General features: G+C 42.7%; 23 protein-coding genes. 10 read left to right on the plus strand and 13 right to left on the minus strand.

The window, feature by feature from the left end:
- Nucleotides 1–8: 8 nt before the first annotated feature.
- The 5 genes from IJ00_RS12370 to IJ00_RS12390 all read right to left on the minus strand — a co-directional run bounded on the left by IJ00_RS12370 (nucleotide 9) and on the right by IJ00_RS12390 (nucleotide 4,199).
- On the minus strand, nucleotides 9–1,553 hold the full coding sequence (locus tag IJ00_RS12370; protein WP_035153480.1) for a GH3 auxin-responsive promoter family protein: 1,545 nt from the start codon (nucleotides 1,551–1,553) through the stop codon (nucleotides 9–11).
- Nucleotides 1,554–1,607: 54 nt separating this feature from the next.
- Entirely contained in the window at nucleotides 1,608–2,084 is a 477-nt protein-coding gene (locus tag IJ00_RS12375) for an N-acetyltransferase (RefSeq protein WP_201782688.1), read from the minus strand.
- 74 nt (nucleotides 2,085–2,158) lie between these two features.
- A complete protein-coding gene (locus tag IJ00_RS12380; protein WP_035153483.1) occupies nucleotides 2,159–2,341 on the minus strand; it encodes a hypothetical protein in 183 nt (60 codons plus the stop codon).
- Between the two features lie 197 nt (nucleotides 2,342–2,538).
- Nucleotides 2,539–2,964, minus strand: a complete 426-nt coding sequence (locus IJ00_RS12385) for a hypothetical protein (RefSeq protein ID WP_035153485.1) — start codon at nucleotides 2,962–2,964, stop codon at nucleotides 2,539–2,541.
- Nucleotides 2,949–4,199: an AmpG family muropeptide MFS transporter gene (locus IJ00_RS12390; RefSeq protein ID WP_035153487.1), complete on the minus strand. Its 1,251-nt coding sequence runs from the start codon at nucleotides 4,197–4,199 to the stop codon at nucleotides 2,949–2,951. Before IJ00_RS12390 ends, IJ00_RS12385 begins: the two co-directional genes overlap by 16 nt.
- A gap of 244 nt (nucleotides 4,200–4,443) precedes the next feature.
- Here IJ00_RS12390 and mtnA point away from each other — a divergent pair, with 244 nt between their 5' ends.
- From mtnA to IJ00_RS12415, 5 genes are all read left to right on the plus strand, one after another.
- Nucleotides 4,444–5,502 carry an S-methyl-5-thioribose-1-phosphate isomerase gene (gene mtnA, locus IJ00_RS12395; protein ID WP_035153489.1) on the plus strand — a complete coding sequence of 353 codons (1,059 nt, stop codon included), beginning with the start codon at nucleotides 4,444–4,446 and terminating at the stop codon, nucleotides 5,500–5,502.
- 146 nt (nucleotides 5,503–5,648) lie between these two features.
- On the plus strand, nucleotides 5,649–6,023 hold the full coding sequence (locus IJ00_RS12400; RefSeq protein WP_052754452.1) for a hypothetical protein: 375 nt from the start codon (nucleotides 5,649–5,651) through the stop codon (nucleotides 6,021–6,023).
- A 34-nt stretch (nucleotides 6,024–6,057) separates the two neighbouring features.
- A complete protein-coding gene (gene crtD / locus IJ00_RS12405) occupies nucleotides 6,058–7,584 on the plus strand; it encodes a C-3',4' desaturase CrtD (RefSeq protein WP_035153491.1) in 1,527 nt (508 codons plus the stop codon).
- Between the two features lie 31 nt (nucleotides 7,585–7,615).
- Nucleotides 7,616–8,182: a hypothetical protein gene (locus tag IJ00_RS12410; protein ID WP_035153493.1), complete on the plus strand. Its 567-nt coding sequence runs from the start codon at nucleotides 7,616–7,618 to the stop codon at nucleotides 8,180–8,182.
- Between the two features lie 2 nt (nucleotides 8,183–8,184).
- Entirely contained in the window at nucleotides 8,185–8,952 is a 768-nt protein-coding gene (locus IJ00_RS12415) for an ATP-binding cassette domain-containing protein (RefSeq protein WP_035153495.1), read from the plus strand.
- 121 nt (nucleotides 8,953–9,073) lie between these two features.
- On the opposite strand, the gene IJ00_RS12420 is transcribed toward IJ00_RS12415, so the two are convergent.
- Complete coding sequence (locus tag IJ00_RS12420) at nucleotides 9,074–9,841, minus strand: response regulator transcription factor (protein ID WP_035153498.1); 768 nt, start codon at nucleotides 9,839–9,841, stop codon at nucleotides 9,074–9,076.
- Between the two features lie 569 nt (nucleotides 9,842–10,410).
- On the opposite strand from IJ00_RS12420, the gene IJ00_RS12425 reads away from it, so the two are divergent.
- Nucleotides 10,411–10,659 (plus strand): DUF6761 family protein, encoded by a 249-nt coding sequence (locus IJ00_RS12425; RefSeq protein WP_035153500.1) that lies wholly within the window; start codon nucleotides 10,411–10,413, stop codon nucleotides 10,657–10,659.
- A gap of 168 nt (nucleotides 10,660–10,827) precedes the next feature.
- On the opposite strand, the gene grxD is transcribed toward IJ00_RS12425, so the two are convergent.
- The 3 genes from grxD to IJ00_RS12440 all read right to left on the minus strand — a co-directional run bounded on the left by grxD (nucleotide 10,828) and on the right by IJ00_RS12440 (nucleotide 12,441).
- Entirely contained in the window at nucleotides 10,828–11,151 is a 324-nt protein-coding gene (grxD, locus tag IJ00_RS12430) for a Grx4 family monothiol glutaredoxin (RefSeq protein WP_035153502.1), read from the minus strand.
- 200 nt (nucleotides 11,152–11,351) lie between these two features.
- Nucleotides 11,352–11,609: a BolA family protein gene (locus IJ00_RS12435; protein WP_035153505.1), complete on the minus strand. Its 258-nt coding sequence runs from the start codon at nucleotides 11,607–11,609 to the stop codon at nucleotides 11,352–11,354.
- 241 nt (nucleotides 11,610–11,850) lie between these two features.
- A complete protein-coding gene (locus tag IJ00_RS12440; protein ID WP_035153507.1) occupies nucleotides 11,851–12,441 on the minus strand; it encodes a hypothetical protein in 591 nt (196 codons plus the stop codon).
- 205 nt (nucleotides 12,442–12,646) lie between these two features.
- Between IJ00_RS12440 and IJ00_RS12445 the strand changes: the two genes are divergently transcribed.
- Nucleotides 12,647–14,770 carry a S8 family serine peptidase gene (locus IJ00_RS12445; protein WP_035153509.1) on the plus strand — a complete coding sequence of 708 codons (2,124 nt, stop codon included), beginning with the start codon at nucleotides 12,647–12,649 and terminating at the stop codon, nucleotides 14,768–14,770.
- 10 nt (nucleotides 14,771–14,780) lie between these two features.
- Here the strand turns inward: IJ00_RS12445 and IJ00_RS12450 are convergent, their stop codons facing one another.
- The 4 genes from IJ00_RS12450 to IJ00_RS12465 form a co-directional block, all read right to left on the minus strand.
- Nucleotides 14,781–15,569 (minus strand): 1-acyl-sn-glycerol-3-phosphate acyltransferase, encoded by a 789-nt coding sequence (locus tag IJ00_RS12450; protein ID WP_052754453.1) that lies wholly within the window; start codon nucleotides 15,567–15,569, stop codon nucleotides 14,781–14,783.
- A gap of 118 nt (nucleotides 15,570–15,687) precedes the next feature.
- Nucleotides 15,688–16,161, minus strand: coding sequence for a tRNA adenosine(34) deaminase TadA (tadA, locus tag IJ00_RS12455; protein ID WP_238178503.1), 474 nt, complete (start codon nucleotides 16,159–16,161; stop codon nucleotides 15,688–15,690).
- Between the two features lie 171 nt (nucleotides 16,162–16,332).
- A complete protein-coding gene (gene grxC, locus IJ00_RS12460) occupies nucleotides 16,333–16,644 on the minus strand; it encodes a glutaredoxin 3 (RefSeq protein ID WP_035153517.1) in 312 nt (103 codons plus the stop codon).
- Between the two features lie 19 nt (nucleotides 16,645–16,663).
- Complete coding sequence (locus IJ00_RS12465; protein ID WP_035153519.1) at nucleotides 16,664–17,992, minus strand: Rieske 2Fe-2S domain-containing protein; 1,329 nt, start codon at nucleotides 17,990–17,992, stop codon at nucleotides 16,664–16,666.
- A 404-nt stretch (nucleotides 17,993–18,396) separates the two neighbouring features.
- Between IJ00_RS12465 and glpX the strand changes: the two genes are divergently transcribed.
- The 3 genes from glpX (at nucleotide 18,397) to IJ00_RS12485 (ending at nucleotide 24,314) form a co-directional block, all read left to right on the plus strand.
- Nucleotides 18,397–19,437 (plus strand): class II fructose-bisphosphatase, encoded by a 1,041-nt coding sequence (gene glpX / locus IJ00_RS12470; protein ID WP_035153522.1) that lies wholly within the window; start codon nucleotides 18,397–18,399, stop codon nucleotides 19,435–19,437.
- Between the two features lie 445 nt (nucleotides 19,438–19,882).
- On the plus strand, nucleotides 19,883–21,166 hold the full coding sequence (locus IJ00_RS12480) for a glutamyl-tRNA reductase (protein WP_035153527.1): 1,284 nt from the start codon (nucleotides 19,883–19,885) through the stop codon (nucleotides 21,164–21,166).
- 205 nt (nucleotides 21,167–21,371) lie between these two features.
- Nucleotides 21,372–24,314 (plus strand): UPF0182 family protein, encoded by a 2,943-nt coding sequence (locus IJ00_RS12485; RefSeq protein WP_035153530.1) that lies wholly within the window; start codon nucleotides 21,372–21,374, stop codon nucleotides 24,312–24,314.
- Nucleotides 24,315–24,690 lie beyond the last annotated feature (376 nt).

The following is a 24,690-nucleotide window of genomic DNA, read 5'->3' on the forward strand; positions in this document are numbered from 1 at the left end:
GCGTTTTCTTATTTATTTACTAGTTTTTCTATCTCTATGAGTAAATCTCTAGGAATGGGTTTCGTCATCAAAATTTCGTGCTTTAAATCTCCCCATCTTTTTCCACAACTGATTTGATAATTAGTGATAATTTCCGGAATTTTTGAGGAAACAATGACTCGAATGGGTTGTAATTGCCCTAGCAACCGAGCATGACGATATTGAGGAGAAGCTTGCAGGGCAATATCTAATTTTCTCGCAATAATTTCCGCGTCAATATCTATTTTTTCTAGTAATAAAAGATAATGTTCTTGGGGATATTTAACTGGTACAATTGCTCTGAAGGATTTTTCATCTAGGGGTAAACTAGCACAAACTTCCATGACAAAAGTAGAGTTTAACTTTTCTCCTACTAAGTCACTAATTTGTTGAGTACGTCCCAGGAATTCTAAACAGGGAGTTTGTAAATAGTAATGGGAAACACCTAGGCGATCGCCAATGCGATAACGATACAAACCACCCTTTTGTGAGATAATCACCTCATACTCTTCACCTACGACTAATTCATGCAATAAATGAATATTTCCCTGAGTATCTAAAAACTCAAAAAATACCTCATCTAATATTGGTACACAACCCTGGGAAGGAATTAAGGGAATTGTCATGGGTGCTTCTGTTGCTAAAAGTCCTTTACCCTGCACCAAAACCCTAGGAAAACAGGAGCGTAAATAGGCAGCACTATCAGCAGCATTTACCCTATCCCAGCAGGAAATTAATTTTAGTTCTGTCCACATATCCTGCCAGTTAATTGTTTCTCCTTGGAGCATTTGGCAGCGTTGTAGAGAAATTTTGTTTTCTAATTCCTGGGCTAAAATTTCTCGATTTTCTTGAATATAATCAAGGATAACTTTTAAAAATGTGGGGCTCCAGATAGAGATAATTTCTAACTTATCTTCTGCTAATAAAGTCAGAGCCAGTTGATGTTTAAATTCCTTTCCACTACGTAAACCAGATATTTTTGGAATAGAGACTAGGAACGGACGTAAAAACCAGCGTAACCAGCCATCTAAATATTCACTATCATCATTATTAATTCTATTTTCTCCCTGAAACTTTTCATCTTGACTTTGCAGTACAGGTGAGATGCAAAAATAGATTTTACCTGTAGTAAATTTCGCTCCATGGGCAATTAAATCCTCTGCCCAAACGCAGAACATTTGACTGAAGGAACCTAGGAGAGATTGGGTATAGGGAATAAATTTAGCCGCACCACTACTCCCTGATGTCTGTTCATAAAATTTAATTTTTTCGGGGGTGAGTAGAGATATTTTATTTTCTCGTTGTTGAGTTATCCATGGTTCTATATCTTGATAGCTGATAATGGGTATTTGCTGCCAATCTTCGATATTAGTAATAGATAGGGATTTGCCATACTCGCTGTTAATCAAATTAGGAAAAATAGCTTTTTGGACTTTTTGTTGTGCTAGCTGAGGATTGTGTAAGGCTCGGTAAAATTTTCGTCGAGCCGGATACAGAAGTAAACGAAAAATTCTAATGATAAATTTGAATATCATATCTTTTAATAAATTCCCTCACTTCTATAATGATTGGGGAATGTTATATAATATCTATAGAAACTTTTTCATCCACAAAGACTGAGTTTGATAGTTCAATTGATGATATAAATTAATCGCAGGGTGATTATTCGCAAATACTTGTAAACTAATTTGCTTATCACCATGGTTGATTGCCCAGTTTTCTGCATATATCATTAAAGCTTTACCTATTCCTTGACGACGATGCTCAGGTAACACGTAAAGAAGAAAAATATGGGTGTGGCGATCGCCAGTTACTTGATCAATAGCATTTCCCAACCACAGACAAGCAATGGGAATTTGCTTTTTACCATTCCCTTCCGAAGATATCTCTACCCACCACAGAGGAGTCTCAGAAGAAAAGTACTGTTCAACGGTATATGCTAAGTGGGCAAAATTCTCTTGCTCAGTCATCTCCTGATAAGTTCGCTGCATAAACTTTACCAAGAGCGATCGCTCTAAAGTTGAGCCACGACGAATGCTATAACCCGGTGGTAATTCAATCAACATGGGAATTTAGGGTGTAGATAGGAAGGGGAGCAGGAAAATTAAGAATTAACCTATTATCCATCCCCCATTACCTATTACCTCATACCCATAAATAACAACCAACTACTTCCCAAAAAACCGATACCACCATCCTGGAAAGTCGGTGCAGGTGCTGCCATATCCGCAGGTAGAAAAATTCTGGCACTAACTGCAACTAAAGCCACAAGAAATGTTAGTACCACTAGTAGGGGGGCAATATATTGACGGAAGAAAGCCATATTTCACTCAAGAATAAGGGATATTTTTAGAAAAAGCTAAAGATTTGTTAAGCTGTCTAGATTTATTTTAGCGGTGTTTTGCTGCTGGCGAATTGGCAATCAATATTTCCTATGGGTAACAAACAAACTGTCACCCACCCTAAATGTGAGGAGAAATTTCTTATCTTTTATTGGGAATTATCAGTTTTTCCTGAAAATTAACTTTTATCCCGTTCAATATCAGCGATCGCCCTTTCCCAATACCAATTTTCTGGCATCCCTGGATTCTGCTGTTTCCCTTGCTCCACAATATCTTGGGCAGCATTTTCATCCCCTGCAAGTAAGGCAATTAGACGATTTTTTAGGTAAGCATCGGGTGCTTTGGGATTACTCTGGGGTTTGGGTGCTGCTGCTGGTGCTGCTGGTGCTGGGCGAAAAGCTTGGGCTTGTTGTTGCCTTTTCAACTCCCAGAAAAGCACGTAGTACAATGTACCAAAAATCACAATTAAGCTAAACGTGCCCAAAAAAGTTAAGAGATTTAGGGAAAGGTATCCCAAAACTAACTGGGAAAGGACATAACCCAACAAAATCCCAGTTAACAATAGAATTGTAGTAGCTACGGAAATGACTAATTTTTGCCCCATAAATCATCCTCTTCATCTAATCCTGGTCTAGACATGGCTGCCGGGGGTTGATTCCACGGAGCGAATATAGGTAATAATAGTAACCCAGGTAAAGCCGCCGCAATACTAATGAGAAAAAATGTTGACCATCCTGTGCTTTTGGCGATCGCTCCAGCTGGTGCTGCTAATATATCTCGACTGACCGCCATTAAACTAGAAAGTAAGGCATACTGGGTCGCCGAGAATTGTTGATTGCAGAGACTCATCAAAAAAGCGACAAAGGCGATTGTTCCCAAACCACCACAGAAGTTTTCTACATTGATAGCAACTAACAGCATTTGGTAATTTTTTCCTACCTGGGGTTGCGCTAGGGCAAAGTAAGCTAAGTTACTCAGTGCTTGCAGTATGCCAAATATCCACAGGGAACGATTAATACCAATTTGTCTCAGTATTGCTCCACCAGTCAAAGTTCCCACGATAGTGGCAAGTATTCCCATACCCCCACGAATTTTCCCAATATCGGTATTGGTGAAGCCCATCTGCACCAGGAATGTTATCGACATATTATTCAATAACGCATCCCCTAATCGATATAAAGTGACAAAGAGGATAATTAGGAGAGCAGAGACTACACCCCGGCGTTGAAAAAACTCCCAAAAGGGCAAAAAAACTGCATCTCTGAGGGAAGTAGGGGGGGTGATTTGTTGAGGTTCTGGAGCAAACAAAGTACCCAAAATCCCAATGATCATGGTAGCTGCCATAATTATATAGACCGATGACCAGGGTAGGCGGTCAGCTAAAATTAGAGCTAGGGAACCCCCTGCCAATGTGGCAATCCGGTAGCCAAGGGTAAAAACTGCCGCTCCGAAACCCATCTCTAAGGGTTCCAAAACATCTACCCGGTAAGCATCCGCAGCAATATCCTGAGTCGCACTTAAAAAAGCAATCACGAACGCATTAATTGCTAAGAGTTGTAACGCTTGCTTGGGTTGCTGAAAACCAAGAACGGCGATCGCCACCATTAAAGCAATTTGAGTCACAATCAACCAACCCCTACGTCTACCCAAAAATGGTAGGGTAAAGCGATCGAGAAATGGCGACCAGAAGAACTTCCAGGAATATGGTAAATTGACAAGACTCGTCAAACCAATGACTGCAATATCAACTTGTTCTCGACTCATCCAGGTTTTGAGAGCATCACCAATTAACAACAAGGGTAAACCCGAACCAAAACCTATTAACAACAAAGTTGTCATCTTCCGGCTATTAAATACCCGTAGAATTGAAGAAGTAGAGTTCACTGTATGATTACTTGCTCCCTTTGTCAGGTAAATTTCAGATATATTCCCATACTTACTGTGTCATTTCACGCCTATCCGCCAAATTGACATAAGCAACGGGTAATATACACAGAAACCCCTGTACTTTAACTCCATATTGCTCAGAACAAAACAAATTGGTATCTTGAGGGCAAAACAGTAAAAACCCTTACTTGCAGTTATGACTCAGAATAACCCAGTTTATCCGGTGATTTGGCACAACGATTCTGTATCATTAATTGACCAAACTCGTCTACCTGGTGAATATAGTTTCGTAGAGATTAGCCGCAGTGCAGATATGGCACAGGCAATTAAAACTATGATTGTTCGTGGTGCGCCGGCAATTGGTGTAGCTGCTGCCTATGGGATGTATTTAGGGGCAAGGGAAATCGCCACGGAGAACCGTGATGAATTTTTGCGCTGTCTAGAGCAGGTAGCCGAAATGTTGCGGGCAACCCGTCCCACAGCCGTGAATTTATTCTGGGCAATATCGCGGATGATGAAAGTAGCCTATGAGACTATAGGTACGGTAGAAGACATTCAAAAAGTTATGTTGCAAACTGCCCAAGCGATTAATTCAGAAGATATTCAAACTTGCTTGGCGATTGGCGACCATGGGTTAAAAGCCTTACCACAGACACCAGAAAAACTCACGATTCTCACCCACTGTAATGCGGGAGCTTTAGCCACGGCGGGTTATGGTACTGCCCTCGGCGTGGTACGCTCGGCTTGGAGTGAAGGACGTTTAACACGGGTATTCGCCGATGAAACCCGTCCCAGGTTGCAAGGAGCAAAGTTAACAGCTTGGGAATGTGTGCAAGAAGGGATTCCGGTGACAGTGATTACTGATAGTATGGCAGCCCATTGTATGAAGCAAGGTTTAATTCATGCCGTAGTTGTGGGTGCAGATAGAATTGCGGCAAATGGGGATAGTGCGAATAAAATCGGGACTTACCACTTGGCGATCGCCGCCCAATACCACAATATACCTTTCTTTGTTGCTGCACCTTTGTCAACTGTAGACTTTAATATTAGCGACGGTAGTCAAATTCCCATCGAAGAACGTAACCCAGAGGAAATCTACCATGTGGGTGAAGCCACACTCACACCCCTAGGTGCGGAATTTTATAATCCAGCTTTTGATGTCACCCCCGCAGAGTTAATTACTGCCATCATCACCGAACACGGTGCTTTTGCTCCTGGTGAATTAAAAGACTTTCAGGAAAAACAAGTTAATTAGCAATTGCTCACAATTATCGTTTTTTCGAGATTATCAACAGTATAAACTGTGGCGATCGCCCGAGAATTTCCAGCCTAGATTGGGACAAATTCCTCTATGAAGAATCTCCAGCAATCCCTGGAATTTCGGAAAAAGGAATAAAATTTGTGCTTGGAAGTAAAGGTAATAGTGGAGATTTTGTCAGTTCTCCCGGCAATGCAGTTCCCCAACCCTTAGCTGAATATCTCTTCAAAGCCAATACACCTTATGCATTCTACCTGGAATCATTCTATGGCGATCGCCCCACAGGTATCCTCTATTCCCACAACAATAAAAATCGTAATGGCAACCAGCAAAGTAAATTCTCCGCCGATTTCTCCGGACTTGCCAAAGGGGGTGTCACCATTCGTTGGGATGATACTGGTTCTGCCCTCGTCAGAAGTAATTTAGAAGATACTGACTTTGATGATTTTATTATCCGTGCTGGCGGGCTTTGTCCACCCTCAGCCAAATGTCACAAAGGAATTAAGGTAAAATTATGAGTAGAAATATTAATAAATGTAAATTTATCCCCCCATGCCCCCAAAAATTGAAAATTCTCAGTCGCGTGTAGTCGTTGTGGGTGCGGGAATTGGTGGACTGACAGCAGCAGCTTTACTTGCCCATCGCGGCTATGATGTACTAATTCTCGACCAAGCGATTGTACCAGGTGGTTGTGCTTCTACCTTTGAACGTCGAGGCTTTACCTTTGATGTTGGCGCTACTCAAGTAGCAGGTTTAGAGCCAGGAGGAATTCACCACCGTATATTTACGGAGCTAGGTCTTGACCTACCCCCAGCTACACCCTGCGACCCCGCTTGTGCAGTATTTTTGCCAGGGGAAACTACACCGATTAATGTTTGGCGTGACCCAGAAAAATGGCGTAGGGAAAGGGAAAAACAATTTCCTGGCAGCGAACCTTTTTGGGAATTACTAGCAGCCCTCTTTCAAGCTAGTTGGGAGTTTCAAGGACGTGACCCGGTGTTACCTCCCCGAAATCTGTGGGACTTTTGGCAACTTAGCCAAGCTATACGTTTAAGTACCTTCATTACCGTACCCTTCACCTTATTTACGGTTGGAGATGCATTAAGACTGTACGGATTAGGCAAGGACACACGCCTACGGACATTCCTCGATTTACAATTAAAACTATATTCCCAAGTAAGTGCAGAGGAAACAGCCCTGCTCTACGCAGCCACAGCTTTAAGCGTATCCCAGTCACCCCAAGGTTTGTACCATCTTCAGGGTAGTATGCAAGTACTCAGCGATCGCCTTGTGGAATCTATGGAACGTGATGGTGCGAAATTACTCATGCGTCATACCGTGGAAAAAATTCTTGTGGAACAGGGTAAAACCACAGGAGTAGTGATTCGCAATCAAAAAACCGGAGAAACCTGGACAGAAACGGCAGACCATGTAGTAGCAAATGTCACAGTACAAAATTTAGTGCAACTTCTGGGAGAAAAATCACCCCCAGGATACAAGCAACGAGTGGACAACCTGCCATCGCCATCGGGAGCATTTGTAGTCTATCTCGGCGTGGATGCCAGCGCTATTCCCCCAGGATGTCCTCCCCATCTGCAATTTCTCTATGATGCTAGCGGACCAATTGGAGAAAACAACTCCCTCTTTGTCTCCGTTAGTCACCCCGGAGATGGACGCGCACCCACAGGAAAGGCGACAATTATCGCTTCTTCCTTTGTTGATACCCAACAGTGGTGGCAAACTTCCAACTATGAGCAGTTAAAACAGCAATTTACCCAAGAGGCGATCGCCCTCCTCGGCAAATATTTCGACCTCAAACCAGAAAACATCATCCATCTGGAAGCTGCCACACCCCGAACATTCCAACATTACACGGGTCGCGATCGCGGTATCGTTGGCGGTATTGGGCAACGTATACCTACCTTCGGACCCTTTGGTTTTGCCAATCGTACCCCCATCCCTGGTTTATGGCTAGTTGGTGACTCCACCCACCCCGGAGAAGGAACTGCGGGGGTTAGTTACTCTGCGTTGACTGTAGTCCGACAAATCGCCGCCATCAAAGGGCTAAAAAATCGCTAGGATTTAATTGCACTCATGATAAAATTCAGCCGTGACAGCAAACCTGACCCATGATTCCCTGGCGACTTTTCGCCTTTCACCCCTGATTCGCATCACCCTATTAACTCTCTATATTGCTCTCACCCTCCCTTTACCCTTTCTTGCTCAGATGACAAATGCACCTATACCTTACCAATGGTTTTGGGTGGGTATTGCCATCGGTTTTGTGGGTTTATATGCTGCTTTAAGTGAGCAGGTAGTTCTCGATGACCAAGGAATTCAAGTTACCTACCCGACATGGGTTCCCCGTTTTTTCCGCAGGGGTTGGTCTTTGCCTTGGTCTGATATCAAGGAGCTAAAACCGCGCACCACCGGACAGGGAGGTATTGTCTATTATTTTCTCAGCCAGTCAGGGCAAGCTTATTTGCTACCAATGCGAGTTGCTGGCTTTTCTCACCTGGTAAAATTGGTTGAGGAAAAAACAGGAATTGATACTAGAGATGTCTATCCTCTAGCCCAACCCTGGATGTATTTAATATTACTAATATTTACACTGCTGCTATTCTTGGTAGATGTGTGGACAATTGTCACTGCCGTTGACTTGGGTAAGTTGGTTTAAATATGACTAATGGGGAAGTTTTGCCACCCAAACTGAGATTAGAACAGGTAAATTGGTTTGCCAGTTTAATGGGAAAACCCCAGGGATACCCAATTTTACAGAATATTAACCTGGAAGTGATGGTGGGCGATCGCCTACTGATTACAGGAAAAACTGGTGCAGGTAAAACTTCCCTACTGCGTCTGCTAAATCGTTTGAATGACCCCACAAGCGGTAAAGTTTATTTAGACCATCAAGAATATCGCCACATCCCTATTCAACACCTGCGACACCGGGTAATGCTTGTTCCCCAGGAAAGCAAACTATTGGGAATGACTGTACAGCAAGCTTTATCCTACCCCTTACAGCTACGGGGAATCACAGCACCAACCATTCAAGAACGAGTCGAGCAATGGCTAGAATTACTGGCAATTCCCAGAGATTGGTTAGAACGCACCGAGGTACAATTATCATCGGGTCAAAAGCAGCTAGTGGCGATCGCCCGCGCTCTAGTCACCCAACCAGACATCCTGCTCTTAGATGAACCCACAGCAAATCTCGACTCCCATACCGCATCCCAACTTATCACCCTACTTGTCCAACTATCCCAAAATCACCAAACCACTATCCTCATGGTCAATCATCAATTAGACCTAGGAAAAGTATTTGCCACCCGTATATTAAAATTAGACAACAGTCGTTTGATACTCAATCAAAATGCGTCAGAAATAGAATGGCAAAATCTCCAAGTCAATTCACCACATCAATCGGAAGACGAATTTGATTTTTAGCCACAAGACTGTGAACAACCCAAAACTAACCACCAACCCTAAAAACCTGCTGATAGATAGAATTACAACAACTATGATTATTCATGTGTAACTATTTCCCAGCATCGATATTCTGCAAATATCATCTCTGAGTCGTTAATGTCGAACGGTGATTATTAAACCTTTCAACATTTAACTTTGTTGGTATAGATTGAATATTGGTATTTAAAATCTCCATATTGAATCTATATCCCACGTTGCGAATAGTTTGAATCAAACTTGGTTGCCGAGGATCGAATTCCACCTTTTTCCGTAAGGATAATACGTGAGTATCAATGGTGCGTGGATTATCAATGGCATCAGGCCAAGCACGACGCAATAACTCGGAACGACTCAATGGTACACCCCCAGCTTGCGCCAAAACATAAAGCAAACTAAACTCCTGTGGAGTCAAATCAATAAATTCACCCTGTAAGCGAACACGACGTTGGACTAAATCAATTTGTAAAGTTCCGTAATCTAAATATGCTGGAGCTACAGGTGTGCGTTTACGGCGAATCAAAGATTCTACCCGTGCCAGAAATTCCTGCATTCCAAAAGGTTTACTCAGATAATCATCAGCACCTGCTTTTAAACCAGCAACCACATCTGATTCATTACTGCGAGCAGACAGCATTAAAATCAAAGGTTCTTGCTGACGATGTAACCAACGGCAAAACTCAACACCATCACCATCTGGTAGATCAGCATCAAGAATTACAAGCGTTGGTTGATGACTGAGAAAAGCTTCCCTTGCTTGATAGATACTGGCAGCCTGATGCACCCGATAGTCAAGCTGTTGCAAGTGCCAGCCCAGCAACGATCTGAGATGGGGATTCCCCTCAACGATTTCAATACAAACCGAACCCACGACGGCAAGACCCCTTAGCGTGCATGAATTTCAAAGTAACAAAGCCTATGCGTTAGGTTTTGTAACCGTTGTTACTCCTGCTACTTTTGTTTTGCTAATTACCCATATTTCCTCGTGTGAGGGGTTTCACCAATGCCTTACCCAAAGCCAAATTAGTAATATTATTAAATTTTTGTTATGATCATTAAAAGTTTTTCAGAGGAGTACCCACCCTAGGGAACTAATTTCTGACTCATTTTGTCAAACAAGGGGAACATCATCTACCCCATTTCCCAAAGAAATAACTTCCTGCGGGGTCTTAGCCCTCGCTATTTTAGCAAATAAATCAGTTATACCTGTCACAGTAAAACGAAAATAGATGAAGATTCTACAATCCGAATATGACAATTACTTACTAAGCTGTCTATTTGAGATTTTCTGGAATAGGATCGGGTTAGACTGTATTTGCACAGGGTATAACTCCCCAGCAAATTCTTGAGTGTTGAGTTGATGACAAACTGCAAGTGGTACTTCACTTTTCAGCTTGAATAAATTACAATTCTCATTCCAAAGAGACTTTTTTTCTAAATATGCTCCAGGACACACAAACTATCCGCTATTACCAAAGACTAACCGACGCCTTCGTCGAATTATGGAATCGCGGTTACCGAACTGATGATATGCGGATGTATTTAGATGGTTATTTAGCCGCACTGCGACACAGCAACGCCATTGAAGCCTATCTAATCCATCGTTTAGAAGAAGAAGCAACCCGTTATTTGTACGATGTATCTAATTTTGCCGTGGCGCAACCACAACCAGAACCCGATTACTACTAACCACCTCCCCAGATGACTTAGAAGTAATCATATCTAGACGCTGACAATTATAGCATACTGATTGTCAATGTCAATGGCATGAATGTTATAAGTTTTGGTATATTTTGCCAAATTAAATCCCCTCTCTGTTAAACAACCATCAGAGTAGGGGAATTTAACTTTTTAACTTTAGGATGCTAGGGCAACTTCTACCATTTGTTGCAATTCACCTTTCTGATACAGTTCAATTAGGATATCTGAGCCGCCGATAAATTCACCATTGATATAAACTTGGGGAATAGTGGGCCAATTAGAATACTCTTTAATTCCTTGGCGCAATTCCCCATCATCTAGAATATTCACTGTCTCAAAAGGAACACCCAGTGTGTTGAGAATTTGAACAACGTTATTAGAAAAACCACATTGGGGCATGAGTTTGGTTCCCTTCATGAAAACCATGATTTTGTTTTGTTGGATTAAATTGTCAATCTTTTGTTGTAATTCGGGTGTCATAGTTTTTGTTTCCTAATTATTTCTGAGTCAACCTGGAGTAACTCTATAGTCAATAGTCGGTGAGTTTATCGTTCCTGCAAGCTGAAAATTTTAATGAGCAAGCTGTCAGAGGAAGAAACCAGGTTCCGGGAATTTTTTGATTTCCTACACTCCCCTTTGCTGGGTGTGAAACTGGGTTTTTTCCCCTTCCATAAATTTGACTATTGACGATTGACTGCTGCAAATGATTCTGGAGTAAAGGTTTTCAGCGCCAGAGCGTGAATAGCTTCAGTGGACATCGCTTGTTGCAAAGCACCATAAACTAGCTGGTGTTGCTGCACTAGTCCTTTACCTGCAAACTGCGATGAGACTACTGTAACTTGGTAGTGGTCACCGCCACCAGTTAAGTCTTGCACCTGTATTTGGGCATCAGGCAATTGAGCTTGAATCATTGCCTCAACCTGTTGCGGACTAATCATCGCAATTCCTAAGAAACTTCTTTTCCTATTATTAACAAATATGTGACTATCAGCCCTGCCATTTTGCGTTAGGGGGTACAGTATCATACCCATAATTTCATATACGCATTTTGACGTTTCCAGATTGAACTGGAGCTAAATGGCAGATAAGCTAATCCTACCACTAAGAAAAGCGAAAGCTGCCTCCAATTAACTGGTGGCAGTCCATAGGATAAATCAATTCAGAAAATAGAGAGTTCAGTTATTTTTGTGGGGAACTGCTATTTCTGGGGTAGGGTGCATCAACAAACCCTAATTCTAAAAGTTGTTGGTAAGCTTTTTTACCTAGTTCACGGGTAGGATTTTGGCTCTTGACGATTTGCACCAGTAGGGGTGTTGCCAATTCTGGCTTATTTTGTGCGCGATGGACTAAAGCTAATTGATAGGTAGCTTCATCACGCATTTGCGCGGATTCTAGAGCTTTTTTCCGTTGGGAATCTGCAATTCTGTTGTCAATACCAGCAAAGCTGGCAGTTAGTTCTTGATAAAAATTGGAAAGTTGATTGAATACAACTCGTGCATCTTGTAGTTTTTTGGCTGCAACTTCGTAGTTTTGTGAAGAGACAGCATTATTTGCCTCATTTATCAAACGTTTGCCACCCTCAATACTCAATAGACTGTTACTTTGTGCTGTGGGACGAAGATTATTCGGATCGTTGGGATCAATCGGTTGTGCTTGATTAGCACCACTGGGGAGGGTAATTTGAGCATGAACGGGTGCTAGTAAGCTGAAAGCAGTAATCACTGATAAACAAGCGCAACCCATCCAGGAAACATTTGCAGCAAAATTCATGGGGTCAATTAAAAGTGACAGTTGAAAATTTGGGATAGAAACTTCGGGTATCTTAACTCTGTTTGGGCTTTTCACAAAGCAAAGATATTGAAGATGGGGGAACCGGGAATTTACCATTGAGTAATTTATTGTGCCAATAATTTAGACTTAATATCGTAAAAATCTAGTTCCCGTTGTAATTTTCTGGTTTGGGAAAATATTCTGTATGCGCGATCGCCCTGATTCTCCTGATGCTTCTATTGGTGTTCCCCCAGCTCACCAAGGATTAGTTTTACAGCGTGGTGGTGAAGAGTTGGTTTTGGAAAAAGTCAGCGATCGCTTCACCCTGCGTACCGTGAATGATTTTTTACCCAAGCAGTTATCCCGTCCGACTTGGGGTAATTGGCAATGTAGTATCCCCCAAGGACAATTAGAATTATTTACCGTCGCCCCGAAAAAACTTGATGGAGCCATGTCTATGGCGCGCTCCTCGGAAAATGTGGCGTTTGCGAGTCATGTTTATCAAATTCCTCACCAACCTGGCAGTCAATTTTACCTAACTGACCAAATCACTGTACAATTTGCTACCTGGGTTGATGGTGGCAAAATTCAGGCGATCGCCAACAATTTTGGTTTATTACTAGAAAAAGCTCTCCCCGATTTACCAAATACATTTGTTTTCACCCTAGGTTCCCAGGCAAAGGAAAACCCCCTGAAAATTACCAACCAACTCATTGCCCTACCAGAGGTAATGACTGCGGAACCGAATATTATTGTTCACCAAGAGTTACACTACCAGCCCCGTGACCCCCTTTACCCTCAACAATGGTACCTCCAGCACCAAGGAGGCAATCAATTAGCCCAAAATTCCCATATATCCGTAGAATCAGCTTGGGATATTACCAGGGGTATTCGTTCGGTAGTAATCGCAGTTGTGGATGACTCCTTTGATTTAAACCATCCTGATTTCCAAGGTAACGGCAAAATAGTTGCCCCTAGGGATCTACGGGAAAATGACTTTTTACCCTTGCCCGGTGAACAAGAAACTAGCCACGGTACAGCTTGTGCTGGGGTTGCCCTTGCAGAAGAGAATGGTACTGGTATCGTTGGTGTTGCTCCGGGCTGTGCATTGATGCCAATCCGTACCACAGGATATTTAGATGATGAGTCTGTGGAGGCAATTTTTTCTTGGGCAGTGGAAAAAGGAGCCAGCATCATTTCTTGCAGTTGGGGAGCTTCGGCGGTGTACTTTCCCCTTTCTCTGCGCCAAAAGGCAGCCATCACCCGTGCTGCTACCAAGGGGCGTACTGGCAAAGGTTGCGTGATTTTATTTGCTGCGGGTAATGCCAACCGCCCGGTAAGCGGTAGTATCAATGAGCAGGGATGGGTGAAAAATATTTTAAAAGGTGATACTAAGTGGCTTAATGGATTTGCGGTACACCCCGACGTAATCACCATCGCCGCTTCTACCAGCTTAGGGAAAAAAGCCGCCTATAGTAATTGGGGTACAAGTATTTCAGTCTGTGCGCCCAGCAATAATGCACCCCCAGGAATGTGGTTTCAAGAAATGGGCTATATTTTTACCCAACCAGCAATCAATGCCAATTTAGCAGGGTTAGGTGTGTTTACCAGCGATCAACTGGGAGCCGCAGGTTACGATGCTGGAGACTTTACCAGAAATTTTGGCGGGACTTCCAGCGCTACCCCGGTGGTTGCAGGTGTAGTGGGATTAATCTTGTCAGCAAATCCTGACCTCACTGCCCAGCAAGTCAAACGGATTTTGCAGGAAACCGCAGATAAAATTATTGACCCAGATCCTGACCCCCAACTCGGCTCACGTTACGGAACTTATAATCAACAGGGCTTTTCCCAATGGTTTGGTTATGGTAAGGTGAATGCTTGGCGGGCAGTAGAAGCAGCCCAACGCTTAAGGGCAAATATCAGTATTGCTACGCAACAAATTGGTGGTGCAAACTACAGTCAGCTACCCATTCCCGATAATAATCGCCAAGGCTTAAAAAGTCCGATACTTATAGAAAGTCGTTCTCCCCAGACAACATCGGAATCAACTTTAGTCAAAGATATTCAAGTTACAGTCAATATTACCCACGAATTTCTGGGAGATTTAGAAATTTATTTAATTGCGCCTAATAATAATTCTGTCCTATTACAGAGTCGAACCCTCGGAAGAAGACAGCAACTACAAGCAATTTATACAGTGCGATCGCACCCAGTTTTAGAACAGCTACTCAATCAAAAAGCCTCTGGGCGCTGGCAATTGTGGGTAATTGACCAGATTGCAGAAGATATCGGCAGATTAAACAGTTGGGAATTAAGTTTAGGAATTTAATCATAAATAATTATCGGTCATCAATATCCATACCCATGGCAATTTCAGCAAAAGAATGGTGATTGCATGGAGATTGGTGATTACTCAATGCGTGTAAAGTCTGACTTAAATCAGATGTCAAGCGCTTGGCTTCCTGTTTTACACACCCCTGGGTATATTCTGCTGCTTCTATAGATGAACCAATATGAATATGCACATCAGTACCCCACCCAGGATAGGGTTGACTGTAATTAATGGCAATCGGTAGTATTTTCACCCCCAATCCCGGATGATTATGTTCCGCAGTTAGGGCTAAACGGGCAATACCTGGTTTGAGAGGATGAACTTGGCGATCGCGGAAAATTCCCCCCTCCGGAAAAATCACCAACATCTGTTTCTGCTGCAAGAGCTGCACACCATGGCGAAGAGTCCCCACCGATGGGCGCTTTGTATCTACAGGAAATCCCCCCATTTGTTTCACCAGCCACCCTTGTAAGCCTTTACACTCACTGATAGTCACCATAAAGTGTAAATCCCTGCCAGTCACACATCGACCAGCTACATAGGGAACTAACAACGCATCCCAACGCGCGCGATGGGTAGGAGCTAAAATCACTGCTCCTTGCTGAGGAACATTTGCTTGACCTGTCACCGTAATTTGGCGAAAAAAACTGGGCAAAACAAAATGTCGTCCTAAAAAATATGCGGCAGGACCCAACCAAGGAGAAACCTGAGAAGTTGTACGATTCACATGAACTTCTGGGGGAATAATTACTGGTGTGGGATGGTACGTATCCAAAAAATAACGAACTTCCATCATGATGGTGGCAGATGACTGTTGGGTAGTGTGTAATGAAAGCTTTATATTAGATACACCGTAGATTTTCTTTTTGACCTTGTGTTACCCCAAATGGACAGTTTCACCTCTGTCCGTTAATTTATCCGTGTCGCCGATTGACAAACCAATCTTGCAACTGTCGCCGACAATGAGATTCCAGAATGCCACCAATCACACACAAACGGTGATTAGATGCCGCACTATCAGGAATATTTGCCACAGTACGAATAGCCCCAGTTTTTGGGTCATCCACACCATAGACTAGTTGCCCTACACGAGCTTGGATGATTGCACCTGCACACATCGGGCAGGGTTCTAGGGTGACATAGAGAATACAATGACTCAAGCGCCAAGTTTGTAACTTGTTTGCCGCAGCTCGCACAGCCACAATTTCTGCGTGTGCGGTGGGGTCTTGGTCACGTTCTTTCCTGTTTTCACCTTCTGCAACCAGATTTCCAAATGAATCAATAATAACAGCACCTACAGGCACTTCACCGACATTTCCAGCATTTTTTGCCAATTCTAGGGCATGATACATCCACTTTTGATGTATAAGATATTCCGAGTGTTCCATTCATATATACCAATACATGACAAAAGAGACTTAAAAGAAATCAAGTCTCGTAATTCTCTTTCGTCAAGAAAATTTGAAATATTTTAGTATTTGTCTGTGAATTCCTTGATGTATTCCATACAGAAGACATCCGATGACGTGAGAAACGCAGAAACCTGTAAGCCGAGATAGTTAGGCAACTTGAGTCAATAAGGAATCCAACTTACCTTGTGTATCTAATGCATATAAGTCATCGCAGCCACCGATATGATGGTCGTTGATGAAAATTTGTGGTACCGAACGTCGATTGTGGGCACGTTCTGCCATGGCTGCTCTAGCAACTTCATCACCGTCTATTTTGTATTCGATGAATTTGACACCTTTCCACCACAAAAGCATTTTGGCGCGAATGCAATAGGGACAGGTTTGCCAGGTATAAATTTCGACGTTGGCTTTGATACGTTCTGGGTGGCGGTTTAAAAGGGAATTGAAAATATTTAACATATATGACTGGTGGGTGAAATTATCTTGCCGAATGTATGTAGTCTACAAAATAAAATTTAGGAGTGAGCCAGAATTTTAACCATGTATAAGTTCCTAGGGCAACAAGAGCGATCGCCATCAAAGGTAAACCCCAATTTAAACGTAAACTATCGGGTAAAATAGCAACACCAGCCACGGTCAGAATGAAGTATGTCAGCAAGACGATTTGTAAACGCTGCACCGCCTGTAATGCTCCTCGGCAACTGCTGCAATGCTGGGTATGCTGGGTATAACGGTCAAGTAATTCCCGTCGATTCTCGTTGATTTTCAGGGGTGTTGCCGCATCAATTCCCACTGCTTCCCAGGGAAGTTTGCCATCACAATACCTATCGAACCACTTACGAAATTCTATAACTAGGCGATCGGCGCTAGTTGGTAGTTTATAAGCCGTTTTCCAACTTGATTCTGTTGCTTGCTTCTGGAGGAAATACTCTTGCTGGTGCAACAAAACCATATCCCCATCTAGAACCAGATTGCGATTGAACAGGTGATCCCACCATCGGGGGGTGAAGCGGTAGAGGTTATGACCGAAATTTTGGGGAAATTGGGCGACAATTCGAGATTTACCAGGAGCTACGGGCAGGCAATAAACTGCTAATCCGCTTATCTTACCCGTATCCCCAATAGTTATGGCATATTCCAAGCGACAGGGCGGCTCAAAGGTGATAGTGGTTTGGAGATATCGAGAAATAGTTCCTTGAATCAAGTTTGCTGTGGATTTAGAGACTTGTATCGGTAGAGGTTTAGCTTGTCGGCGATCGCCCTGGATTCCGTGGTGAGCAAAGGGTACATGACTCGGATCAATGACATTTTCTATCAAGGTTTGCCAGTCATAGGCTAAATCCCGCACCAGAGATTTCCGCATAAAACCATGACTTTCATCCAGAGGAGATAAAGGTAAAGGTGTGGCTGCTGCCAGTTCTGGTGAATTCAGATCTAACCACACCCACAGCAACTCCTGTTCTTGACGTGTAGGAAACCCTTGGACACAAAAATTCTCCTGGTTTTTACTCAGGATTTCGGGGTTGTCTGCTTGGGGAATTTGAGTACATATACCTTGGTCATCAAATTGCCAACCATGGTAGCTACACATTAAATTCCCTGTCTCCTCGTCAATGCGCCCTTCCGTCAAAGGTGCAAGACGGTGGGGGCACTTATCTAAAAAAACACTAAATTTTTCGGAATGTTTGGGTTTCCAGATTACCAGACGCATACCCAATACCATCGCCGGTGTTGGTTTTTTGACATCCAGGTCAATCAAGGGAATTATGGGATACCAGTGTTGAAAAAAGTTAAATTCCGAAGACATTAAACTTAAATCCTTATTTTTTGATGGTGATAGCTAGAATTTATCTAAATATAAATAGGACTTATGCAAAATTCGCAAGAAAACAAGGAATTGTACCATTTCTCTCAATTTCGACTACCTGCGGTCTATGTGTAGCTTGATTTTGGGAAATTAGTATTACTTCCTTGCCTCTGCCTAAGCCCTAATAAATAACTACGTTACAAAAAAAGAAATATGTTGGGTTATGGGGAATCGAGAATGGGTCATAGGACTTACCCTACCCCCGGAAAATACCTTTAGCAGCAAAACTTAACACATATGGAAGCACATACTATTTTCCACAGGTATCCGCCCTTTGGTAGACTGTAAAACTGAAATCGCTGTGCGGAAAGCCGCAAAATCAAGCAATTGAGAGGGCAGACTCTGTGGAAAATACTCTTGGGTTAGAGATTATTGAGGTCGTTGAGCAAGCCGCGATCGCCTCTGCGAAATGGATGGGCAAAGGTGAAAAGAATACAGCTGACGAAGTAGCTGTAGAAGCGATGCGCGAACGCATGAATAAAATCTATATGCGTGGTCGTATTGTGATTGGTGAAGGTGAGCGTGATGATGCTCCCATGCTCTACATCGGTGAAGAAGTTGGTATCTGTAGTCGTCCAGATGCTAAAGATTTCTGTAACCCCGATGAACTGATCGAAATTGACATCGCTGTTGACCCTTGTGAAGGTACTAACCTGGTAGCATACGGACAACCTGGTTCCATGGCTGTATTAGCCATTTCGGAAAAAGGCGGTTTATTTGCAGCTCCTGACTTCTACATGAAGAAATTAGCAGCTCCCCCAGCAGCTAAAGGCAAAGTCGATATCAACAAATCGGCAACAGAAAACCTAAAGATTCTCTCTGAGTGTCTAGGTAGAAGTATTGACGAATTAGTTGTGGTAGTAATGAAACGTGAACGCCACAATGACTTGATTAAGGAAATTAGAGAAGCAGGTGCGAGAGTCCAACTGATTTCTGATGGTGACGTAGGTGCGGCATTATCCTGTGGTTTTGCTGGTACTAATATTCACTGTTTGATGGGAATTGGTGCTGCTCCTGAAGGTGTAATTTCTGCTGCGGCAATGCGGGCTTTGGGTGGTCACTTCCAAGGGCAATTGATTTACGATCCGGCGATCGTTAAAACCGGCTTGATTGGCGAAAGCAAGGAAGCAAACCTAGAGCGTCTCAGTTCTATGGGTATTAACGACCCAGATAAGGTCTACGATGCTCATGAATTAGCATCCGGTGAAACTGTCCTCTTTGCAGCTTGCGGTATCACCACGGGCAATTTGATGCAAGGTGTGCGCTTCTTCAGTGGTGGAGCAAGAACTCAAAGCTTGGTAATTTCCAACCAGTCAAAAACTGCACGCTTTGTGGATACTATCCATATGCTTGATGACCAACCCAAGACTATACAACTGCACTAGTAAGTTCTCGTCACAAATTTTGATGGGTTAGGAGATTGACGACTTAGTGATAATTCGGACATCTCACGCTTTCTAATCCTTCAAAAAAATAGATTCACTAGTCACTAAATAGTTATGGGGGAATGGGGTACAAAAAATAGAGAAAAAGCAAAGGATAATCATTAAACTGGCATTTTGCGGAATTCCAAATAGAGCCGATGGCATCCACAAAAAATTCCCAAAGCTTTGATTGTCCAAGCAAAAATCTAGGAAATAATTGCTTTTGACGATAATTTTCTGGTAAGTTTTCTATTCTCCATTCCTCCATTTCCACCAGAGGATTAACGCAAAAACCTCACAATCAGTAGGCGTAATTAATTACAACTACGAAATCAACTCGTTTTCGAGGATAACGTCTGTCTTGTCGCAAATTCCCCATTAACAATTAACAATTACTATTTAGCAGATGAATATAGTAGTAGTCGGACTAAGTCATAAGACTGCCTCTGTTGAAGTCCGGGAAAAATTGAGTATTCCAGAACCTCAAGTCGAAGGTGCGATCGCGCAAATTCTCGCCTATCCCCACATCGAAGAAGTAGCGATTCTCAGCACCTGCAACCGCCTGGAAATTTATCTGGTGACATCGGAGACTGAACAGGGTGTGCGGGAAGTCACTCAGTTTCTGTCCGAACACAGTAAATTGTCCATGGCTCCTCTGCGACAACATTTGTTTGTTTTATTACATGAAGATGCGGTCATGCACTTGATGCGTGTGGCAGCTGGTTTAGATAGCCTGGTTCTGGGAGAAGGACAAATTCTTGCCCAGGTGAAAAATACTCATAAACTGGGACAACAGTTTAACGGTATAAAAACAATCTTAAATCGTTTATTCAAACAAGCAATTACCGCCGGAAAGCGAGTCCGCACGGAAACCAGTATCGGAACTGGGGCAGTTTCTATCAGTTCGGCGGCGGTGGAATTGGCACAAATCAAAGCGGAAAATCTGACTGCTTGTCGAGTGGCGATTCTCGGTGCTGGTAAGATGTCTCGCCTGCTTGTGCAGCATTTAATTGCCAAAGGTGCTACGGAAATTTGTATTTTAAATCGCTCCCTAGGGCGGGCGCAGGAATTGGCGCAAATGTTTTCTGATGTGCCGATTCGTACCCATTTGCTGTCGGAGATGATGACAGTAATTTCCGAGAGTGATATTGTATTTACTAGTACTTCGGCAACAGACCCAATTTTAGACCGTGCCAAGCTGGAAGTTGTTTTAGAACCCAGCCGGAATTTAATGTTATTTGATATTTCTGTGCCGAGAAATGTCCACTCAGACGTAAATGACTTGGCGAATGTGCAAGCTTTCAATGTGGATGATTTAAAAGCGGTAGTGGCACAAAACCAAGAAAGTCGCCGGAAAATGGCACTGGAAGCAGAAGGTTTATTAGAAGAAGAAGTGACTGCTTTTGATGTTTGGTGGCGATCGCTAGAAACTGTTTCGACAATTAGTTGTCTACGAAACAAAATTGAAACGATTAGGGAACAGGAATTAGAAAAAGCCTTGTCTCGATTGGGTTCGGAGTATGGTGATAAGCATCAAGAAGTAATTGAAGCCTTGACAAGGGGTATTGTTAACAAAATTTTACACGACCCCATGGTACAGTTACGAGCACAACAAGATGTGGAAGCTAGACGCAAATGTATGCAAGCTTTGCAAATGTTATTTAACTTGGACGTAGAAGTAGTTAACTAGTATGTGAAGGCAGTAGTGAGTAGGCAGTAGGCAGTGGGAAAAAATCTATGATTAATGGGTTTTTCCGGACTTAATAATGGTCTGCTTATTTCCGCCGTGCTGTACTAGTATTCCATAAAATGAATATTTGAGGAGCTTCGAGATACCCGATTTTTTCAGGAAGTCGAGTATCTGAACCCTCTATACCCTCTTTACCCTATGCAAAATGTTGTCACAGCGTTTCTGGTATCAAGGAACTCGGTTGATATTGCTACTGTTGGGTGTGTGGTTGCTATTTGATTTAGTCGCACATCTAACAGCAGAGGTTTTGTGGTTTCAGGAGGTTGGTTATCTTTGGGAATATGTTTGGCGTTTAGGTACTCAATTGGGAATTTGGGCGATCGCCACGGGGTTTTCCCTATTTGTTTTACTCAGTAATTTAATTATCGCCTCCCACTTTTCATCTCCCCAGTTACTGGCAAATTGCAAAAAACCAGCACAAATCCTCTATTCGCCTTCCTTTCCTCCCCTATCCTCTCCCAAACAAACTCATGGGTTATCTATCTCCCTATTACTGCCGACAATATTAGGATTAACAAGTTTTGTTGCCCTGATAGTTAGTTACTATACCCATAAAGTTGGTAAATTATGGTTTCCCCAATTATCCTTACCTCAGCAAGTGTGGCAGTTTCCACCCTGGTTAAAATTCTTGCTGCAAAATTGGCAATGGGAACAAATTAATATTCCCTTGATTCCCTTGGGGGTATTTCTTGTACTCGTCACCTTTATCTTGATTAACTATCAGTTGTGGTTGCGAGCGATCGCCATCATAACTAGTATTATCTTGGGGACAATATTATCTCCAGAGTGGGTGAAAGTCTTACAGTACTTCCACCGCACCCCCTTTGCGCGACAAGATCCCTTATTTCACCATGACATCAGCTTTTATATTTTTTGCCTCCCCGTGTGGCAATTCCTCTGCGAATATTTTCTCAGTTTATCTTTACTAACTTTTGCCACAGTTACTTTAATTTACCTGCGTTCGGGTAACAGCTTGAGTGAAGGGATATTTCCTGGATTCTCCCTCAGACAGCGAATGCATTTAAACTTGGTATCCAGTTTTCTGATGTTTGCCGTTGCTGGGTACTACTGGTTACTACGCTATCAACTTCTATACTCTACCAATAGCGTCAATTATGGTGCTAATTATACCGCCGTTCATACACAGCTACCAATCTACACAGGTTTAAGTCTGTTAGCAGTGGCGATCGCCATTTATCTTCTAGCTCGTATTTATATTCTCTTCCGCAAAACCAGAAAATTTATTGACTCCTTTCCCGTCATTCCCTACCCTCGGCAATTATTTTACACCCTGGGTATCTACTTACTGTTTACCATCGTTGTTAATACCATCTTACCCATCGCTGTTAATCGCCTCATCGTTCAACCCAACGAATTGACTCGCGAGCGTCCCTACATCGAACGTACCATCAAATTAACCAGGGAAGCTTTTAATTTACACACCATTGAAGTAGAAAAATTTATTCCCCAAGGTAAATTAACCCTCCAAGATATCCAGAAAAACGATTTAACAATTCGCAATATTCGCCTCTGGGATACCTATCCCCTGCTGCAAAGTAATCGACAACTGCAACAGATTCGCCCCTATTATCGCTTTCCTGATGCAGATATTGACCGTTATAACCTGAAACGGGAAGCCACAACACCAATCGCAGAAAAGCAACAAACCATCATTGCTGCACGGGAACTCGATAGCAGTAATTTGCCCCCACAAGCACAAACCTGGGTAAACCAACATTTAATTTATACCCATGGTTATGGTTTTACCCTCAGCCCTGTCAATACCGTTGCCCCTGGTGGATTACCCGATTATTACATCAAAGATATTGGTGAGGGTACTTTACAAATCTCCAATCCCTCTGTACGAGAAAGTATTCCTGTGAATCAACCCCGGATTTATTACGGTGAAATTACGCAAAATTACGTAATGACAGGTACTAAAACCCAGGAATTTGACTACCCCAGTGGTGCAGATAATGTCTATAACGTCTACGATGGGCGAGGAGGTATATCCATTGGCAGTTTTTGGCGGCGTATTATTTTTGCTCAGTACCTCAAAGATTGGCAGATGCTGCTGACGAGGAATTTTACACCCCAAACCAAATTACTTTGTCGGCGGCAAATTATCCAGCGAGTTCAGGCGATCGCTCCCTTTCTACAATACGATAGCAACCCCTACCTAGTGGCAGCAGCAGGGGACGGCAGTAATTTAGCAGGTAAACCCAACTATCTCTACTGGATAATCGACGCTTACACCACTAGCGATCGCTACCCCTATTCTGACCCCGGAAAACACAAATTTAATTACATCCGTAACTCCGTCAAAGTAGTAATTGATGCCTATAACGGAAGTATAAATTTTTATATTACCGACGACCAAGACCCAGTTATCCACAGCTTCCACAGGACTTTTCCCCAGCTGTTTAAATCCTTGGCAACCATGCCAGCAGGTCTTAAAAATCACATCCGCTACCCCCTAGACCTCTTTAGTATCCAATCAGAACGGCTTCTGAGTTATCACATGACTGACCCCCAGGTATTCTATAATCGAGAAGACCTGTGGCAAATACCTAGTGAAATCTATGGCAATAAACCTCAACCAGTAGAACCCTATTACCTGATCACAAAATTACCTACAGGCAACACCGAAGAATTTATTTTACTGTTACCGTTTACACCTACCCAACGCTCCAACCTGATTGCTTGGTTAGCAGCTCGTTCCGACGGTCAAGAATATGGTAAATTACTGCTCTACGAATTTCCTAAGCAGCAGCTAGTGTATGGTACACAGCAAGTAGAAGCCTTAATTAACCAGGATCCTGTTATATCCCAAAAAATCACACTCTGGAATCGAGAAGGTTCGAGAGTTATTCAAGGCAACTTGCTAGTTATTCCCATTGAACAGTCTTTACTCTACGTCGAACCTCTTTACCTAGAAGCGGAACAAAATAGTCTCCCTACCCTGATCAGAGTCATCGTTGTCTACGATAACCGTATTGTCATTGCCGAAACCCTACAACAAGCTTTAACAGCCATCTTTCAAACAGATAAACCCACCACCCCAGCGATCGTTCGTCCCGTTCAATAGACATAACACACAAGGTAACAGGCGATCGCCTCACTCCCAAGGGCATAGGGAGGAAATTGTACACCGATTTACCTCCCTCATCTCATTGCCGAAATATTTTCTTGGGAATTAATACTAAATATCCCAGAATTCTTTGCCCATACAGCCAAGATAACTTGTGATTAGCCTCTCACTTCTATTAATTTGATTTCTTAATAGATAAATTTTGTATTCTTTGTATAAGATAAGTATGCGTTATAGACTTCTAGCTCTGAACATTTTCTTGATTTTCTATTTATCTAACAGTGAGTTTGCCAAAGTCACCCGCTTTTTTAAGTATCTATCTTCATATTCATCAAAATAGGGGAAATGTAAAAAACTACTTAAGAAATCTCTT

The sequence above is a fragment of the Calothrix sp. 336/3 genome, from assembly GCF_000734895.2.
Lineage (GTDB): Bacteria > Cyanobacteriota > Cyanobacteriia > Cyanobacteriales > Nostocaceae > 336-3.